Below are 17,045 nucleotides of genomic sequence, written 5' to 3'. Positions count from 1 at the left end.
CCGCTCAACCGGCGGTTACGCTGGACGGGTGACTGAAGACGCCGTGCCCGAACAGAACGCGCAGCCCGCTGTGGGCGCGCGACCCGTTCGCAAGCACCGGCGCGTGCACGTCCCAGCCGTGCCGGGCACCGACCCCACCCCGCAGGTTCAGGATGCGCCCGCGCGCGCCACCGAGGACACCGACCGCGCCTGGGGCGCACGCGCCACCGACACCAACGACGACCGCCTCAAGCAGGACGTCCCCCCGCACTGGTAACGCGCGCCCGCCGATTGCGCTGAGTGGCGGCGAATCGACCTTCGCGGCACGGGGGAAGGTCGATTTTCCGCAAGTCAGCGGCAGCGGTAGGCGGGGGCGAGCGCGGGGAGGGGCTACTCGGCGTGCTTGCCGGAGCCGGGGGCGATCTCGGGAGCGGCGGCCGGGGCCGTGCGCTGCGTCTGCAGCAGGTCGCGGATCTCGGAGAGCACGTCGAGCTCGGTGACCGGGGCCTCGGGCTCCACCACTCCCTGGTTGCGCAGCTTCTGCGCGCGGTTCTTCGCGAGGTTGATCGGGTACACGAAGACGAAGTACACGACCACCGCGATGATCAGGAACTGGATGATCGCCGCGAAGACCGCGCCGAACTTGATGGTCGCGTCGCCGATCGTCACGTTGAGCGAATTGGTGAAGTCGTCCGCGTTGAACAGTGCGCCGATCAGCGGGTTGAAGATGTTGTTGACGATCGAGTTGACGACCGCGGTGAACGCGGCGCCGATGACCACCGCGACGGCCAGGTCGATGACGTTGCCGCGGAGGATGAACTCCTTGAAACCTTTGAGCAAGGGTCGTTCCTTTCGGTGAGGATCAGGACGAGCTGGACGAGGGGGAGCTGGAGCCCGAGGACGAAGACGAGGAAGACGATGAGGACGAACCCGACGACGAGCCCGAAGAAGAGGAACCCGACGACGTCGAAGACCCACCCGCAGGCTTAGAAGCCGCCGGCGTGCTCGACTTGCTCGCACTCCGCGAGTCGGTGCGGTAGAACCCCGAGCCGTTGAAGGTGACCCCGACCGCCCCGAACACCTTGCGCAGGCTGCCGCCGCAGGTGGGGCAGACCGTGAGCGCGTCGTCCGTGAACGCCTGCTGGATGTCGAAGGCGGTTCCGCAGTCGCGGCACGAGTACGAGTAAGTAGGCAAGGAGGGCTCCAGGTGGATCAGGGTGTCGGGTGACGCGGACCGTTACGAGAACTGCACGATCCTGGTCGGGGTGACGGCGCCGTCAACGGGCTGGTCGTGCCGTTCTCGGGGCACTTCGTCGACGAGTTCGCCGTCGTAGAGCACCGCATACACCGGGGGACATTTTTCCATGCTGCCCAGGGTCTTGTCGAAATAGCCGCGACCCCAGCCCATCCGCATCCCGGTCTGGTCGACGGCGGCAGCGGGCACGACGATCAGGTCGACGTCGTTGATGGCGATCGGGCCGAGCAGTTCGCCGACGGCCTCGGGCATCCCGAAGAGCCCCTCGGTCTCGGTCTCGCCGTCCCCGGTGGTCCAGTCGAGCAGCCCGTCTTCGCGCGAGATCGGCAGCAGTACGCGCAGACCTTCTTTGTGCGCCCAGTTGAGGAACGGGCGCGTGTCGGGTTCGTTGGCGGTAGAGAGGTACGCGGCGACCGAGCGGATGGAGAGGTCGGTGGCTAGATCGACCAGATTGCGGGTCAGGCCCTCCGTCGCCGAGCTGCGCTCGGTGCTCGTGAGGTTGTGCCGGCGTTCGCGGAGTTCGGCGCGCAGTGCGCGCTTGCGAAGGGCGGCATTATCCGAGTCCATGGGGCAATCCTAAGAGATTGCGCCGAGAGCGGCCCGCAAATGCCGATAACCTGAACAAATGGCAAAACGCGTAACGAAGGCAGTCATCCCCGCGGCGGGTCTGGGAACTCGCTTCCTCCCCGCCACGAAGGCGATGCCCAAGGAGATGCTTCCTGTGGTCGACAAGCCGGCCATCCAGTACGTCGTCGAAGAGGCGGTGGATGCGGGCCTGCACGATGTGCTCATGGTGACCGGCCGCAACAAGAACGCCCTCGAGAACCACTTTGACCGCGCCACCGAGCTCGAGGCATCCCTCGTTCAGAAGGGCGACACCGATCGCCTCGAGAAGGTGAACTACTCAACCGACCTCGCTGACATGCACTACGTGCGTCAGGGCGACCCGAAGGGTCTCGGCCACGCCGTGCTGCGCGCCAAGATGCACGTGGGCGACGAGGCTTTCGCCGTTCTGCTCGGTGATGACATCATCGACAGCCGCGACACGCTGCTCGACCGGATGCTCGAAGTGCAGCAGGAGAAGAACGCGACCGTCGTCGCCCTGCTCGAGGTCGACCCCAGTCAGATCCACCTCTACGGTGCCGCCGCCGTCGAGACCACCGACGCGGACGACGTCGTGCGCGTCACCGGACTCGTCGAGAAGCCCGACCGCGAGCATGCGCCGTCGAACTACGCCATCATCGGCCGCTACGTGCTGCGCCCCGAGGTCTTCGAGGTGCTCGAGCGCACCGAGCCCGGAAAGGGCGGGGAGATCCAGCTCACCGACGCCCTCGAGACCCTCGCTGCCGACGAGAGCATCGCCGGTGGCGTGTACGGAGTCGTTTTCCGCGGTCGCCGGTACGACACGGGCGACCGCCTCGACTACATCAAGGCCATCGTGCAGCTCGCGGTCGACCGCGCCGATCTCGGCCCGGAGCTGCGTCCCTGGCTGCGCGAATTCGCCGCCGGACTCGACGACGCCCCCGCCTCGCACGAGATCGTCGACGAGATGACCACCACGCCCGCAGACTCGCTGGCGAGCCCCCGCAACTAGCGCACACCGCAGCGCCGACACCGAGAAGGGAAGGTCAGTGGCGATCGTTGTTCCCACTCTGAGTGAGGGCAGGGTGACTCTGCGACCCATCCGGCTTCGGGATGCGCGCCCACTCGAGCGCTCCCTGCTCGACAACCGCAGCTGGTTGCGCCAGTGGGAGGCCACGAGTCCGTACTCGCCGATGTCCTTCGACACGCGCTCCAGCATCCGGTCGCTGCTCACCAACGCCCGGGCCGGCCACGGTCTACCGTTCATCGTGGAGTACGACGGCGAGCTCGCCGGGCAGTTGAACGTGTCGTCGATCACATACGGCTCGCTGTCGTCGGCGACCATCGGTTACTGGATCTCAGAGCAGTTCGCGGGCCGGAACATCACGCCGACCGCTGTCGCGCTCGCTACCGACTACTGCTTCTACCAGCTCGGGCTGCACCGCATGGAGATCTGCATCCGTCCGGAGAACGCACCCAGCCTGCGCGTGGTCGAGAAGCTCGGCTTCCGCTACGAGGGGCTTCGCCGACGCTACATCCACATCAACGGCGACTGGCGTGACCACTACTGCTTCGGCCTCGTCACCGAGGAGTTGACGCAGGGTGTGCTGCGCCGCTGGCTCGACGGTCAGGCGCCGACGGATGCGGCCATGATCACGGCCGAGGACAGGGCGGCGGCCGCCAACCCCATCCCGATCGCCCGCGACCGCTGACCGCTTGCCGGCCGCAGCTTTCTCTGAGATTCGTCGCAGGCTCGGAACACACCCGACCGACTGACCGGTGTGCGCGCACTGCGCCCCCTACCTTAGAGACATGAATGGGGACGTGATGGGCGGCGGGGTGGTAGTCGCCCTCGCGGCTGTGCTCTGGCTGGCCTACCTGATCCCTGTCTGGCTGCGCCGACGCGAGTACCTCGCGACCGAGCGCAACGCGGTGCGGTTGCAGCAGACCCTGCGCATCCTCGCCGAGACGAGCGAGATCCCGGACGAGGTGCGCTTCGAGGCCAACGCGCGCGCGGTCGCCGAGCAGCAGCGCATCCTGAAGCGGGTTCAGCAGAAGACCCTCGCCGAGGCGCGTGCCGCAGCCGAGGCCGACGCCCGCCGCGAGCGTGCGATCGCCGAGGAGGCGCGGGCCGCCGCCGAGGAGGCCGAACGCGCCGCACACCGAGCGATCTCGGTCGAGCGCGCAGCTCGGGCAGCAGCCGCCCAGCGTGCTCGAGTTCTCGCTACCGCAGCATCTGCCGCTCCGGTGCTGTCTCCGCAACGTCGACGCCGCCTTCGCCGTTCCCGTGCGCTCAGCACGATCGTTCTCGTGCTGGCGTTCATCGGCGCGGTGGCCGGCGTCGCCACCCTCGCGACGACCGGGGCATGGGTCCTTCTCGCCGTTTCAGGGGTCGTGGGGATCGGCGCGATCGGGATGCTCGGCCGTCTTGCGCGCCCCCGTTCCGTCGAGACGGCGGCACGGTCTGTCGTCGCCGCGCCTCAGGCTCCGAACCTCTATGACCAGGCCGACCACGTCGTCGCTGAACGCCAGCGTCCTGTGCGCCAGACCTGGACGCCGCAGCCCCTTCCCAAGCCGCTGCACCTTTCCAAGGGCACGATCGCGGCGAGCACGATGGCGTCGATGGATGCGGCCACCCAGCTTCGCCGCGCGGCCGCCCGTGCCGAGATCGACCGCCGAGCCGCAGAGCTGACTCCGGATGTCGCGCCGCTGCGTCCTGCCGTCGCGCTCGCTCCCGAGCGGGTCGAGACACCTGTCGCAACCGCTCCCGCCGCGGTGCCGAGCCGCTACGCGGCCATGGGCGTCGTCGACGGACTGGATGCAGGCGCGATCGACCTCGACGCCGCACTGCGCCGCCGCCGCGCCGCGAGCTGACCGATTCGATATCCACCCCGCCCGGGTGATATCGTTTCTAAGCAGTTCAAGGGGCTATGGCGCAGTTGGTAGCGCGCTTCGTTCGCATCGAAGAGGTCAGGAGTTCGAATCTCCTTAGCTCCACCCTGAATCCGCTCGGCACCAAACCGAGCAGCCTCGACTAGTCCTAGCTATCCGCTCCCCGGGGGTCGATGATGGCTGTGTGACTCGACGGTGTGATGCGTTAGGTCGCGCGTCGTGAATCCGGCGTCGCGGCGGGTGCAACGCGTCTACCTCATCCTGATGCTCGGCAACACGCTGGCGGCGTCGTTCATCTGGGGAATCAACACCCTCTTCCTTCTGGACGCAGGCCTGACCAACTTCGAGGCGTTCGCCGCCAACGCGTTCTTCACCGCGGGGATGGTGCTCTTCGAGATCCCGACGGGTGTGGTCGCCGACACGGTGGGCCGCAAAGCGTCGTTCCTCCTCGGCACCATCACCCTGTCGGTCAGTACCGGGCTCTATTGGCTGATGTGGCTATGGCACGCGCCCTTCATCTGGTGGGCGCTGGTCTCCGTGCTTCTGGGGCTCGGCTTCACCTTCTTCTCGGGCGCCGTGGATGCGTGGCTCGTCGATGCGCTGACCTCGACCGGGTACAGCGGCAGCCTCGAGGCGGTCTTCGGGCGAGGCCTCGTGGTGACCGGCATCGCGATGTTCACCGGCTCCGTGCTCGGCGGGGTGATCGCCCAGGCGACCAACCTGGGCGTTCCCTTCCTCCTGAGAGCCGGTGTGCTCCTCGTGATGCTCATCTATGCCGTTTTCGCGATGAGGGACATGGGCTTCACACCTGATCGCTCAAGAGGTCCATTGAGCGCGACGCGCGAGGTCCTGAAGCAGTCGATCGATCACGGGCTGCGAAAGCCGTCGGTGCGATATGTGATCCTCTCCGCCCCTTTCGCGGGCGGCGTCGGGATCTACGCCTTCTACGCATTGCAGCCGTACCTGCTGCAGCTCTACGGGGACGAGACGGCGTATTCGATCGCGGGACTTGCGGCCGCAGTGCTCTCGCTCGCTCAGGTAGCCGGGGGCATCCTGGCACCCCGGATCCGCCAGCTCTTCGCCCGGCGGACGACCACCATCATCGGCGCCTCGCTGGCCAGCGTCGTCATCCTCGTGCTGCTCGGCATCAACGCCATCTTCTGGCTCGCGGTCATCTTGCTGGTCGTCTGGGGATTCGTGTTCGCGGTCGCCGGTCCGGTTCGTCAGGCGTATCTCAACGACATGATCCCGTCGAAGCAGCGCGCGACCGTGCTGTCGTTCGACTCGCTGTTCGGCAGTCTCGGCGGAGTCTTCATCCAGCCGGCGCTGGGTCGCTCGGCCGACCTCTGGGGCTACGGGACGTCGCTCGTCATCGGCGGCGTCGTCGAGCTCGTCGGGGTGCCCATCCTGTATCTGAGCCGTCGCCAGCGCGACCCCGCAGACACGAAGTCGGCGCTCGACGATGCTTCAACCCCCACATCCGGGGTGCCCGACGTGCCGGAGTCGACCTGAGCGATACGCCATACTGGTGCCCAGACGGGGATCATCATGGGCCTCGTCGTCGGGGGAATCCATGACGGCACGGGGGAGTGACTGTGACTACGGAGTCGAACGAGGCGTCTTTCGCGCGCTCGGTCGGGCGGATCGACTGGCCTTCGGGTCCGGGATATCTGACCGACCCCGCGCTGTGTCCGGCCTGCTTCTCGGTGCTCGACGGCATCGACTGCCCGGTCTGCGGGCTGCGTCTGCAGGGTGAGGCTAGCGCTCTCTTGTTCGACGCGTCTCAGGATGCGTCACGTGCGATGTCGAGGCGAGCGCAGCTCATCGGCCGGCTGCGGTTCGAGAAGGAGGCGGGTGCGCGGGCTGCGGCTGAGGTTGTGACGGTGTCTCGGGTCGAGTCGCGCGTCGACGTTCAGCCGGTCGCACCGAGCGTGCCCGCATCGCCGCCGCCCCTTCCCGCGCAACCGCCCGCCCCACCGCGCGAGCAGCCAAGTGCTGCTCCGGCTCCGGATGCGCATCCCCGTCGCAGGTCGAGCGTTCAGGTGCTGCTGCTCGCCACCGGCGTCGTGCTGGTCGCGGTCGCGGCGGTCTTCTTCCTGATCGTCGCGTTCATCGCCAACGGGCTGCTGTTCCGGTCGATCGTGATCGGGCTGCTGACCGCGCTTGCGATCGGGCTCGCGTCGTGGCTCCGCAAGCGGCTTCCGGCGACGGCCGAGGGCATCGGCGCGCTCGCGGTCGCTTTCGTCCTTCTCGACATCTGGTTGGCGCGATCGAACGACCTCTTCGGTGCGGGGGCGGCTCGGGCACGGTCTATTGGGGCACGGCGCTGGTTTCGGCGTCCGTGCTGTTCGTGATCTGGTTCCGGTTCTCCCGGCTGAGGGTGGCGAGCGTCGCGGCCTTCTCGACATTCCCGATCGGCGCGGGATTGCTCGCGGCAGGCCTGACAGCTGACGCGGCTCCGTATCTCGACCTGTACTTCGGCTTCCTCGCCTCAGCTGTCGCGACGCTGGTCTGGGTCTTTCTCGATCCCTTGGTCGAACGGATGCACTACCCGGTTGCCCTGACCGCCGAGCGCATCGCACTTCTCACCCTCGGGAGTGTCGCCGCAATCGGCGCCACCCTCAGCGCGGTCTTCGCAGTGCCCGACTGGGCGTGGGCACCGGCCGTGACGATGGGCGCGCTCGTGATCCTGGGACTGGCCCACGGCATCCCGCTCACCCTCCACGAACGGTCTGCCGGTCTTCGCCGCGTCGGAGTTGTCGTATGCGCGGCGGTCGGACTGCTTCCCGCTGCGGCGGCCGCCCTTGTCTCCCTGCGGACGGAATCTCCGATCGCTTTGATCTGGTGGCCCCTGCTGCTCGGTGTCGTCGTCGCCGCCGGATGCGACGTCTTCGCCTCGCGCTGGGCATCCGTCCGCGCGCGCGGTGCGTTTTCTGGAGGCGCCCTCGGAGCAGGGATCAGCGCTGCCGTCGCTTTCGTCTCGGTGGCGGTCGTCGCGGCACTTCCGCTCGTGAACATCCTGTCGGCGCGACGCACGGCCTGGGTTGGTGAGCCGTTCGCGCCGCTCGTGACCCCGTCGGAGCAGTCGATCGCCGCCGTTCTGGCGCTCGCGGCGGCCGTCATCGTGGCGGGCGTGGCCTGGTTCGCGGCCCGCCTGCTGTCCGGACCGCGAGCGATCGGTGCGGCTTGGGTAGCCCTTGTGGGCGTGGCGTTCGCCATCCCGTTCCTCGCCGCGCCGCTGGTCATCGTGGTGGTGTGCTTGGCCCTCGCCGCGGCCGCACTGTGGGTGCTCGCGAGGTTCACGGAGCTGTCGGTCTCGCTCCGCGCGCCCGTTCGCACTGCGGCGATCCTTCTTCCCGCGCTCGCCTACATCGTGTCGTTCGCCGAATTCTGGAGTTGGTCCCTGGCCTCGGTCGGCGCGATCGGGGTGGCGCTCGCGTTCCGTGCCGCGTCGAAGGTCGAGGCCCGGCTGTTCCTCCTTCTCGGCACTGTCGCCTTCCTTTTTGTCTCGGTCGCCCTCGCGCCCATCGCCGTGCACGAAGCGTTCCCGCCGACCGGTGTCGACCGCGGTGTCGCGGGCGTGGCCGAATGGCTCGCGGTGGCCGCCGGCGCGATCGCCCTTATCCTCGCGGTTCCAGTGCGTGGCTTCGCGACGGCACTCGAACGCTCGGGCGGGTTCGTGTTGGCGGCGATCGCCGGCACCGTCGCCTTCGGCTGGCAGTTGCAGTTCGAATCAGCCGCTCCCGGCACAGGGATCATGGTTCCGGATGTGGTCGCCTTCGCCGCGGGCGTCCTCGCCGTTGCCGCGATCGCTGTCTGGCTCACAGCTCCGCAGAATCGGGACGCATCCGTCGGACGAATCGCTGCTGCGCTGCTTGCGGCCCTCGCACTGTGGACGGTCGTCGTCGAGGCCGTGCGCATCCTGAGCCTGGTCGGGATCACGATCGACCCCGCAGCCGGCGCGGTCATCCCCGGAGTCGTGGTGCTGATCGTCGTGGTCGCCGGATACGTCTCCGCGCTCCTCAACGCTGACATCGGGCGCACCTGGACAGATGCAGGCGCGGTGATCCTGTTCGTCGGAGCGTTGGTCGCCGCTCTCGGGTCGAACCTGCCGATCATCCTGCTGTTCGGTGCTCTGGCGACGGTGGTCGCGGCGATCGATGCCGATGGCCTGCTGCGGTCAACATCCTGGCGTCGTCACCTCGGCTGGCTCGCGCTCGCACTCGGGGTCGGCGCGCTCTGGGTGCAGCTCGGTCGAGCGGACGTGACCTCGCTTGAACCGTATGTGCTGCCGCTGTCTGCCGCACTGCTGGTCGTGGCGGTACTCGTGTGGAGCTTCCGTCCGTCGACGGACCGGTACCGTCTCGGGATCGCTGCCCTTGTCTTCGCCGGGCTGAGCGCATCCCTGGTCCCACTGGCGATCAGCGACGCGGAGACGACCGTTCGTTCGGTCGTCGTCGGGATCGTGTCGGCCGTTCTGGTCATCGTGCCGCTCTTCGTGCCGCTCGGTGACCGGGCGGTGGCCGAACGGACAGCTATCGCACTCGCGGGTGCTACTGGCGTCGTCGCGACGGTGGCGCGGCACGCTCAGTCGCCCGGGTCGGACATCTGGCTGGCCGTTGGCTTTGTCGTGCTGGCCGCTGGGGCATGGGGGCTGGCGCGTCTCGCGCGCGACGCTGCGATTCCCCCGCTCGAGCGGGCGTCAGGCGTGGCACTCGCCGTCACCGTCGCCTTCGGCGGCCTCGTCGCGCTCGTGGGCGTCGCGCCGGACCAGGAGGTGCGAGCGCTGGTGCTCGTCAGTGCCGCAACAGCGATCGCGGTTCTAGGCTTCGTCATTCGCCGCTCCCCGCTGACGCCCGTCGTCGGCTGGGCAGGTTACGGCGTCGCCGTGCTCCTTTCGATCAGCGCGCTCACGATCGGCCAGATCGACCCGTTCGAGGTCGTCACCGTTCCGTTGGCGCTCGGCCTTCTGGTGCACGGGTGGTTCCGGATGCGCGGCAGCGAGCTTCGCAGTTGGCCCGCCCTCGGCCCCGGCCTCGTCGTGCTGCTCATCCCGCCGCTCATCGCCGACTACGGACCGTCGGTGCTCTGGCGGGCGGTCGCGCTCGGCGTCGTGGCGCTCGCGGTGCTCGTCGCCGGACTCCTGCTCCGTTGGCAGGCACCATTCGTCCTCGGAGGTGTGGTGCTGATCTGGCACGCGATCGCCCAGCTGTGGCCGTGGATCAGCGATCTCTACGAGACGGTTCCGTGGTGGCTCTGGCTCGGGATCGGCGGTGCGATCCTCATCGCCCTCGCAGCGCGCTACGAGCACCGCATCCAGAACGCCCGCTCGATCGTGGCGAGCATCTCGGCGCTGCGCTGACCCGGATCACCCCTCGGGGATCGGCTCCTTCGGGAGCTTGCGCACCTTGGTGCGTCGCCGACGCCGCTCGGGGATCATGGAGCGCATCTCCTCGAGCTTGCCGAAGCAGAGAAGCCGATCGCCCGCCTCCAGCTCGACGCCGCTGCGCGGGTTCGGGATGACGGATGTGCCACGGTGCAGCGTGAGCACGGTGATGTCCCGCTCGCCGAGGCCCGAGTCGCCTACCCGTTTGCCCACCAGATCGGCGTTGGCGTGCACGAGCAGCTCGGCGACGCCATAACCGGTCGAGACGCTGAGCCGCTGGCGCACGTCGATCTCGGGGAACGCGACCTGGTTGTCGATGAAGTCGATGATCGCGCCGGCCACGTCGAGTCCGGTTGCCCGCTCGATGCCTTCCAGCCCCGGCGATGAGTTGACCTCCATGACGAGCGGACCTTCGTTGCCTTCGAGCATGTCGACGCCGGCGACGCGCAGACCCATGATCTGCGCCGATCGCACGGCTGCCTGCTCGAACTCTGGCGTCAGTTCGACGGGCTCGACCGTTCCACCGCGGTGAACGTTCGAGCGGAACTCGTCGCCGCTCGCAACACGGCGCATCGCGGCCACGACGCGGTCGCCGACCACGAGTGCTCTGATGTCCCGGCCGCGGCTCTCGGAGATGAAGCTCTGGATGAGCACGTTCTGCTTGGTCGAGTGCAGGGTCTCGATGATGGCCTCGGCGATCTTCACCTCGGGCGCGAGGATCACGCCGATTCCCTGGGTGCCCTCGAGCAGCTTGATGACCACGGGAGCGCCGCCGACCCGCTCGATGGCGAGCCGCACATCCGCCCGGCTGTGCACGAACGCGGTCGCCGGCATGCCGATGTTGTGGCGCGACAGAATCTGCGTCGCACGGAGCTTGTCGCGCGAGTTCGTGATGCCGTTGGCGGTGTTCGGCGTGTACACGTCCATCTGCTCGAATTGGCGCACCACCGCGGTGCCGAAGTAGGTGATCGAGTTGCCGATGCGAGGCAGCACCGCGTCGTAGTCCGAGAGCAGGCGACCGCGATACTGCAGGTCGGGTTCAGGCCCGGAGAGGTCGATCGCGAAGCGGAGCGTGTCGAGCACCTTGACCCGGTGGCCCCGCTGTTGGGCCGCAGCGCGCAGTCTCTGCGTCGAGTATGCCTGCGGGGCGCGCGAAAGGATGGCGAGTTTGATCGTGAGCTCCTGCCAAGATGGTGGGGTGAAAGACGACATCCATTCAAGCACCATCGTCGGTTGGCGCGAATGGGTGACCCTGCCCGGAATCGGTGTTTCTTGGATCAAGGCGAAACTCGACACCGGCGCGCGCAGCTCGGCGCTGCACGCCTTCGACATCGAGGAGCTCGCCGGCGGCGACCGGGTGCGGTTCTCGGTGCGACCGTGGCAGCGGTCGGAGGAGGACATCGTCGAGGTGGAGTGTGCCGTGCACGACCGTCGCACGGTGCGCAGCTCATCGGGGCACACCGAAGAGCGCATCGTCGTTCTGCTCGAGATCGAGATTTTCGGGCGAACGGTGACAGCCGAGACGACCCTGAGCAACCGCGACCAGATGGGGTTCCGGATGCTCATCGGCCGCGAGGCGCTCCGTCAGGGTTTCATCGTTGACCCGGGCGAATCCTTCGTCGCCGGGCGGGCGCCGCGCGGGGTGCGGCGACGCAACCGCGGCCGCGAGTAGCGCGCCTTCTTAGACCACCAGCAGTACGGCCAGCACGACCATCAGCACGGCGATCGCTCCGTCCAGGATGCGCCACGCGATCGGGCGCGCGAAGACCGGCGCGAGGTAGCGAGCGCCGAAGCCGAGCATCCCGAACCACAGGATGCTCGCGAGCACGGCGCCCGCGCCGAAGACCCAGCGTCCCGGGTCGCCGTGCGCAGCCGACAGGGAGCCGAGCAGCAGCACGGTGTCGAGGTAGACGTGCGGGTTGAGCCAGGTGAGCGCGACGCAGGTGGCGACCGCCGCCAAGAGCGTAGTTGCGCCCGCGCCGTTTGACGCCTGCAGGTGCTCGGGACGGAACGCGCGCTGCGCGGCGAAGGCCGCGTAGAGGATGAGGAAGGCGAACCCCGCCCAGCGGACGATCTCAAGCGCCAGGGGAGCCGCCTTGATGAGGGCGCCGATCCCCGCGACTCCGGCGGCGATCAGGATGGCGTCGCTGACGATGCAGATGAGCACGATCGGCAGCACATGCTCGCGACGCAGGCCCTGCCGCAGAACGTAGGCGTTCTGTGCGCCGATGGCGACGATGAGGGATGCTCCCGCACCGAGCCCGGTAAGCAGGGTGGCGAAGGCGGCGGCAGGAGTCACGCGTTCGACTCTAGGGATCCGAGTGCAATCAGTGAAGCTCAACTTTCTCATCGAGCATTAGCATGGCTAATGATGGATGTGGACGCCGATCAACTGAGGACGCTCGCCGCGGTCATCGACCACGGCACCTTCGAACGCGCGGCCGAGGCGCTCCACGTCACGCCGTCTGCAGTGAGCCAGCGGATGAAGAGTCTCGAGCAGCGAGTGGGTCGGGTGCTCGTCATGCGCACCAAGCCGATCGGACCGACCGAGGCAGGGCGCATCCTGCTCCGTCTGGCACGTCAGGTCGCGCTGCTGGAGAGCGAGGCGCTCGAGTCGCTGGGCGCTGATGGAGCGAGCGCGCGGCCGGTCATCCCGCTCGTGATCAACGCCGACTCGCTCGCCACCTGGGTGCTTCCGGCGCTGGCGTCGCTGCCCGAGGTGAGCTTCGACATCACGCTCGACGACCAGGCGCACACGCTTGACAGGCTGCGCGACGGCACGGTCATGGCCGCGATCACGTCGGAGCCCGAGCCTGTGCCCGGCTGCGTCGTCACGCGACTCGGGACGATGCGTTACCGGCCCTGCGCATCCCCGACGTTCGTCGCTCGATGGCTCGCCGACGGGTTCAGCCGTGCGGCGCTGGGGAACGCTCCCATGCTGGTGTTCGACCGCAAGGATGCGCTGCAGGATCGGTACCTCGCGTTGCGTGCCCCCGGTGGGCACCCGCCGCGGCACTACGTTCCCGCTTCGACGGAGTTCGTGCGCGCCGCTGAGCTCGGACTGGGCTGGGGAATGCTGCCCGACCTGCAGTCCGAGCCACTGCTCGCCGACGGTCGTATCGTCGTGCTGGACGAGGCCGGCGCGGTTGACGTCCCGCTGTTCTGGCAGCAGTGGTCGGTGGAGTCGTCGACGCTCGCCGCCGTCGCCGCGACCCTGGCTTCGGCGGCGGCCGAGACGGTTCGCTAGTCGATCGCGTCGAAGAACGTGTGCATGTCGGCCGCGACGAGGTCGGGCGACTGCTTCGCCGTGAAGTGACCGCCGCTGGGCAGCTCGTTCCAGAAACGGATGTCGGTGTACGTGCGCTCGGCGTAGTGCCGCGGGAAGCCGCGCTCACCCCACTGGATGGACACGCCCACTGGAACGTCGATCATCGGCATTGACGGCTCGTCCCGATCGTCGAAGTATGACCGGAAGGACGTAGCGATCGTGCCCGTGAACCAGTAGAGCGAGATCGTTGTGAGCAGCTCATCCCTGCTCCAATAATCGGAGATCTCGGCGGTTCCGCTCCACTCGCGGAACTTCTCGAGCAGCCAGGCGGCGAGACCGGCCGGGGAGTCCGTCAGCCCGACCGCGAGCGTGTCCGGCCTGGTCGATTGCTGAGCCGAGTATGCGCTGGCGCGCTTCCATTTGGCCGCGAGCCAGTCGACGAAGGCCTGCTCCTCACCGGTGAGGTCGTTCGCGCGCTCTTCAGGCGGGAAGGCCGCGTGCGTCGCGAAAAGCCCGATGACGGCTTCCGGATGCGCGGCCGCGAGTCGATCGCTCGTCCAGGTACCGACATCCTCCCCGTAGGTGGCGTACTTCTCGTACCCGAGCACGTCGGTCATCAGCGTGTGCCACCGCGCGGCGACGGCCGGCGAGGTGAAGGGCTCGGCCATGACGTCGGAGAATCCATAGCCGGGCAGGGAGGGCACGACGACGTCGAAGCCGTCGGCCGCGAGCAGCTGCGCGAGCGGAAGCATCTCGATGAAGGAGTACGGCCAGCCGTGGCTCAGGATGATCGGGATGGGCGCTCGCGCATCCTGACCTGGCTGCGCCTTCAGGTGCACGAAGTGGATGCGCTCGCCGTTCACGGTCGTCGTGAAATGGGGGAGCGTGTTCAGGCGCTGCTCGGCGGCCCGCCAATCGAATCCGTCGCGCCATTCGGTCATGAGGTCCTTGAGGTACGCGATGTCTACGCCGGCCTCCCACGGCTCGGAGGGCGTCTGCACCGGATAGCGCGTGCGGGAGAGCCGCTCGCGCAGCTCGTCGAGCTCGGCATCCGGGATCGCGATGCGGAAGGGTTCGGGCGCGGTGAAGGTGGCCATGCCGTGAGCCTATTCGCGGCCTGCGACATGGTGGGCGGGCCACCGCGCCACATGAGTGTCACGCCGATCCAGATGCCTTGCCACGTCTGCTGAATCGCAAAAGATATTAAAATATTACAACTTAGAGATTAGATTCTAAATCTGACCTGCTTACCGTCGCTTCTCATCGAACACGCGGGAACCTCGCAGGATGTCGATTTGGGGATTCAATGAAACGAACAACAGTGCGGGCGATACGCAACCTAGTCCTGGCATCGACACTCGCAATCGTCTCGGCGGGAGGGTTCGCGGAAAGTGCTAGCGCCGGCCCCCCTGACCTTCTGGATCCGAGCGCCCTCATGAGCGTTCTGGCTTCTGACAAACAGACGCCGATGTCGGACACCGTATCCCTCGAGCCGAGTGCGACCGATTCAGACGGTCGACCGGCCCGAGGCGCGGAACCGACTTCTCAGGGTTTCACCGTGACCGATGACGAGCTTCACGCTCAAACTGAGGCAACGTTGGATAGCTCGCTCTCTTTCACGGGTCAGATCGGCGACTATTCGGTCTTTGCGAATGCAGATGCGACAGCTGCGAGCTATGCCAAGCCAACTCCCGATGGCGCGCAGCTGATTTTCGCTGCACGGGAAGAAGACGATCTTGCCTCCTTTAGGGTTGAGCTTCCCTTGGAAAGCTCGAGCGTCGAGGTTCGCAACGACGGAAGTATTCTTGCGGACCAACTGGACGGGGCGGGCATCTACATTCGGGCTCCGTGGGCGCGCGACGCGAACGGAAATGATCTACCAACCGGATACGAATTTGACGGAGGTGTGCTTGTGCAAAGAGTGGACGTCACGTCCCGGACCGCATATCCGGTGATTGCAGATCCGGCGTGGGACTACACAAATGACTACGGAATCGGGAGTACGACACCTGAAGTGGCGAAGCTCTCCCTTCACGGTTGCTTCAACTGTTCGTTCCCAGTTCCTGGTGCGCCGCGAGGATTTCCTTCGGCGGGCCAGCGCCTTCCCCTGACAGTCGGGCCCTATTCCTTCGCTTGCACATTCAGAATTGAGGAGTACCGCCCGATTCCAGACCACCACGAGTACGGCTTCGTCTTCGACGCAGCCAGCGGGCACGTGGACGGGCTCGGGAGTTGGATCTCGTTCACCTTCTGGAAAAAGCCCGGCGAATCTACGTACACTCTCCGCGTATATGGGTACATCGTGAATGACAATCCAACGGGGCTTACGCGCCCTGTATATCTGACTGGCGCAACGGCGAACTGGTACCTATTTTCTCGAAACATGAGCAACGTCAGCATCCTCACCTAAGAAGGACATTGTCATCTCGAAGTTTCGTTCGCCGAGAGTGCGCGTAGGCAGGGCTATCGGCATCCCGTTTGTGTTGACCGCCGTAATGGTGCTGGTCGCCATGACCTTTGGTGTCTTCTTCGGCACTATCGTCGCAATCCTTTGGCTCGCATACGGCATCGTCGCGACCGGGTTCGCGCTTGTGAGTCTCAGCAGTGCGCGACCATGGATGGGTGCCGCTCGACCGATGGCTCGGCGCCGCATGTTTCTGATCTTGCTGGGGACCTGGTTCGCGGCTTGGGGCATCACGGGAGTCTTATACTCGACCGTCGCGCTCATCCTGACGCCTGCGAGCTCCTTGGGCTACGCTCTTGGCGTTCTGGGATCCGTCGCGCTGGCTTCGGCGCCATTCCTGGTCGTCTACGCGATCACGTCCGCGGTACAACTCGCGCTTCTCACTCCGCGACGCGCTGTGCGCGGGCAGGTCGATTGAATTGAGTGCGCCGTAGGTTCGGGCCAGGTCGGAGCAGCGTGGAGTCGCAGACCTCAGCGGTGCGTCCGACGCCTTTGAGATCGTACTTCGCAGTAGTGTCGAGCTCTGCTGGTCTCGCGTCAGCCCAGGTACGGAACAACGACGGAAAATACGAGGATCTTGTGCGATCGCGGGTACTCAGGTGGTGGGTGACCTACTACGTGTTCGTATTCATCGCACTTTGCTTTATGGCTGTCGGGGCGGCGAATCGGGTGCGGAACTCCGCTCTGGGTTCTTCGACTGAGTTGACAATGGCCACGATTGTCGTCGGCGGCGGTCTGCTTGCGACGATTGTCGGGATGTCCCTTTGGGGGCTTCCGAACGCGAGATGCCGTACGTTGCTCAGTCGTCGATTTCCGAACGCGGTTGTTCTGACGGCGCGAGGGAATGATTTTCGCGCATTCATCGATGTGGACGCCCTGAAGACTTCTTATCGATCGATTCCGTACTTTCTGACCGTCGTTGCTGACCCCCAAGGCATATCGGCTTGGATGGGCGGCGACCCAGGGGAGAGGACTCGACTGCTCGCGGAAATCCCGTGGAGCGCGATCGGGGAACTAGAGCAATCGGTGAGCGGTTGGCACTTCCCGCAATACGTCGTCACCTCGGCTGTGACCTGGCGTGGCGAAGACCGGCGTCTGCAACTCACTCTGGGTTCAGGATCATTCGGTGGCTTATTTCCGCAGACATACGGAAGTTCGCAACGCTCAGTCGCTGCCCTCGAGGCGGTTCGTTCGGGTCTTGGGAACTGAACTACTAGCG

The 17,045-nt window shown here is 66.6% G+C and carries 18 protein-coding genes and 1 tRNA gene; 13 read left to right on the top strand and 6 right to left on the bottom strand.

The genetic code is table 11. The features are described from left to right. Nucleotides 1-28 precede the first annotated feature (28 nt). On the top strand, nucleotides 29-256 hold the full coding sequence (locus ACQ86A_RS15210; RefSeq protein ID WP_431277810.1) for a hypothetical protein: 228 nt from the start codon (nucleotides 29-31) through the stop codon (nucleotides 254-256). A gap of 113 nt (nucleotides 257-369) precedes the next feature. Here ACQ86A_RS15210 and mscL read toward each other — a convergent pair whose 3' ends face one another. Genes mscL through ACQ86A_RS15195 form a run of 3 tightly spaced genes read right to left on the bottom strand, consistent with a single transcriptional unit; the run spans nucleotide 370 to nucleotide 1,801 of the window. Further along, complete coding sequence (gene mscL / locus ACQ86A_RS15205) at nucleotides 370-819, bottom strand: large conductance mechanosensitive channel protein MscL (RefSeq protein WP_431277809.1); 450 nt, start codon at nucleotides 817-819, stop codon at nucleotides 370-372. 22 nt (nucleotides 820-841) lie between these two features. After that, the gene (locus ACQ86A_RS15200; RefSeq protein WP_431277808.1) at nucleotides 842-1,174 is read right to left on the bottom strand and encodes an FmdB family zinc ribbon protein; all 333 of its coding nucleotides are present in this window, start codon (nucleotides 1,172-1,174) and stop codon (nucleotides 842-844) included. A 42-nt stretch (nucleotides 1,175-1,216) separates the two neighbouring features. After that, nucleotides 1,217-1,801 (bottom strand): 5-formyltetrahydrofolate cyclo-ligase, encoded by a 585-nt coding sequence (locus ACQ86A_RS15195; protein ID WP_431277807.1) that lies wholly within the window; start codon nucleotides 1,799-1,801, stop codon nucleotides 1,217-1,219. Nucleotides 1,802-1,859: 58 nt separating this feature from the next. On the opposite strand from ACQ86A_RS15195, the gene galU reads away from it, so the two are divergent. From galU to ACQ86A_RS15160, 7 genes are all read left to right on the top strand, one after another. Next, on the top strand, nucleotides 1,860-2,828 hold the full coding sequence (gene galU / locus ACQ86A_RS15190) for a UTP--glucose-1-phosphate uridylyltransferase GalU (RefSeq protein ID WP_431277806.1): 969 nt from the start codon (nucleotides 1,860-1,862) through the stop codon (nucleotides 2,826-2,828). Nucleotides 2,829-2,865: 37 nt separating this feature from the next. Further along, nucleotides 2,866-3,528, top strand: coding sequence for a GNAT family N-acetyltransferase (locus tag ACQ86A_RS15185; RefSeq protein ID WP_431277805.1), 663 nt, complete (start codon nucleotides 2,866-2,868; stop codon nucleotides 3,526-3,528). A 100-nt stretch (nucleotides 3,529-3,628) separates the two neighbouring features. Then, on the top strand, nucleotides 3,629-4,690 hold the full coding sequence (locus ACQ86A_RS15180) for a hypothetical protein (protein ID WP_431277804.1): 1,062 nt from the start codon (nucleotides 3,629-3,631) through the stop codon (nucleotides 4,688-4,690). A 50-nt stretch (nucleotides 4,691-4,740) separates the two neighbouring features. Continuing rightward, nucleotides 4,741-4,813, top strand: a tRNA-Ala gene (locus tag ACQ86A_RS15175). Nucleotides 4,814-4,927: 114 nt separating this feature from the next. Continuing rightward, entirely contained in the window at nucleotides 4,928-6,220 is a 1,293-nt protein-coding gene (locus tag ACQ86A_RS15170) for an MFS transporter (RefSeq protein WP_431277803.1), read from the top strand. Nucleotides 6,221-6,303: 83 nt separating this feature from the next. After that, nucleotides 6,304-7,062, top strand: coding sequence for a hypothetical protein (locus ACQ86A_RS15165; protein WP_431277802.1), 759 nt, complete (start codon nucleotides 6,304-6,306; stop codon nucleotides 7,060-7,062). After that, nucleotides 7,050-10,070, top strand: a complete 3,021-nt coding sequence (locus tag ACQ86A_RS15160; protein ID WP_431277801.1) for an SCO7613 C-terminal domain-containing membrane protein — start codon at nucleotides 7,050-7,052, stop codon at nucleotides 10,068-10,070. The genes ACQ86A_RS15165 and ACQ86A_RS15160 overlap by 13 nt, the downstream gene beginning before the upstream one ends. Nucleotides 10,071-10,076: 6 nt before the next feature. On the opposite strand, the gene rimK is transcribed toward ACQ86A_RS15160, so the two are convergent. Then, nucleotides 10,077-11,267, bottom strand: coding sequence for a 30S ribosomal protein S6--L-glutamate ligase (gene rimK / locus ACQ86A_RS15155; RefSeq protein WP_431280462.1), 1,191 nt, complete (start codon nucleotides 11,265-11,267; stop codon nucleotides 10,077-10,079). A gap of 25 nt (nucleotides 11,268-11,292) precedes the next feature. Here rimK and ACQ86A_RS15150 point away from each other — a divergent pair, with 25 nt between their 5' ends. Further along, on the top strand, nucleotides 11,293-11,766 hold the full coding sequence (locus ACQ86A_RS15150) for an ATP-dependent zinc protease family protein (protein WP_431277800.1): 474 nt from the start codon (nucleotides 11,293-11,295) through the stop codon (nucleotides 11,764-11,766). A 9-nt stretch (nucleotides 11,767-11,775) separates the two neighbouring features. Here the strand turns inward: ACQ86A_RS15150 and ACQ86A_RS15145 are convergent, their stop codons facing one another. Continuing rightward, nucleotides 11,776-12,393, bottom strand: coding sequence for a LysE/ArgO family amino acid transporter (locus ACQ86A_RS15145; protein WP_431277799.1), 618 nt, complete (start codon nucleotides 12,391-12,393; stop codon nucleotides 11,776-11,778). A gap of 69 nt (nucleotides 12,394-12,462) precedes the next feature. Between ACQ86A_RS15145 and ACQ86A_RS15140 the strand changes: the two genes are divergently transcribed. Next, the gene (locus ACQ86A_RS15140) at nucleotides 12,463-13,341 is read left to right on the top strand and encodes a LysR family transcriptional regulator ArgP (protein WP_431277798.1); all 879 of its coding nucleotides are present in this window, start codon (nucleotides 12,463-12,465) and stop codon (nucleotides 13,339-13,341) included. On the opposite strand, the gene ACQ86A_RS15135 is transcribed toward ACQ86A_RS15140, so the two are convergent. Further along, complete coding sequence (locus ACQ86A_RS15135; protein WP_431277797.1) at nucleotides 13,338-14,459, bottom strand: epoxide hydrolase family protein; 1,122 nt, start codon at nucleotides 14,457-14,459, stop codon at nucleotides 13,338-13,340. The genes ACQ86A_RS15140 and ACQ86A_RS15135 overlap by 4 nt on opposite strands. A gap of 461 nt (nucleotides 14,460-14,920) precedes the next feature. Between ACQ86A_RS15135 and ACQ86A_RS15130 the strand changes: the two genes are divergently transcribed. From ACQ86A_RS15130 to ACQ86A_RS15120, 3 genes are all read left to right on the top strand, one after another. Further along, complete coding sequence (locus ACQ86A_RS15130) at nucleotides 14,921-15,772, top strand: hypothetical protein (protein ID WP_431277796.1); 852 nt, start codon at nucleotides 14,921-14,923, stop codon at nucleotides 15,770-15,772. A gap of 70 nt (nucleotides 15,773-15,842) precedes the next feature. Then, on the top strand, nucleotides 15,843-16,244 hold the full coding sequence (locus tag ACQ86A_RS15125) for a hypothetical protein (protein WP_431277795.1): 402 nt from the start codon (nucleotides 15,843-15,845) through the stop codon (nucleotides 16,242-16,244). Nucleotides 16,245-16,432: 188 nt separating this feature from the next. Beyond that, on the top strand, nucleotides 16,433-17,035 hold the full coding sequence (locus ACQ86A_RS15120; RefSeq protein WP_431277794.1) for a hypothetical protein: 603 nt from the start codon (nucleotides 16,433-16,435) through the stop codon (nucleotides 17,033-17,035). The last annotated feature ends 10 nt before the right edge of the window (nucleotides 17,036-17,045 follow it).

The organism is Leifsonia poae, assembly GCF_050632195.1.
Taxonomy (GTDB): domain Bacteria; phylum Actinomycetota; class Actinomycetes; order Actinomycetales; family Microbacteriaceae; genus Leifsonia; species Leifsonia poae_C.
The sequence above is the reverse complement of the archived record's forward strand: the minus strand, read 5'-3'. Positions and strand labels throughout refer to the sequence as shown.

What these genes read in the sequence shown, in the direction of transcription:
- galU (WP_431277806.1), top strand. Translation starts at nt 1,860, where the DNA reads ATGGCAAAACGCGTAACGAAGGCAGTCATCCCCGCGGCGGGTCTGGGA.
- ACQ86A_RS15140 (WP_431277798.1), top strand. Translation starts at nt 12,463, where the DNA reads ATGATGGATGTGGACGCCGATCAACTGAGGACGCTCGCCGCGGTCATC.
- ACQ86A_RS15180 (WP_431277804.1), top strand. Translation starts at nt 3,629, where the DNA reads ATGAATGGGGACGTGATGGGCGGCGGGGTGGTAGTCGCCCTCGCGGCT.
- ACQ86A_RS15135 (WP_431277797.1), bottom strand. Translation starts at nt 14,459, where the DNA reads ATGGCCACCTTCACCGCGCCCGAACCCTTCCGCATCGCGATCCCGGAT.
- ACQ86A_RS15195 (WP_431277807.1), bottom strand. Translation starts at nt 1,801, where the DNA reads ATGGACTCGGATAATGCCGCCCTTCGCAAGCGCGCACTGCGCGCCGAA.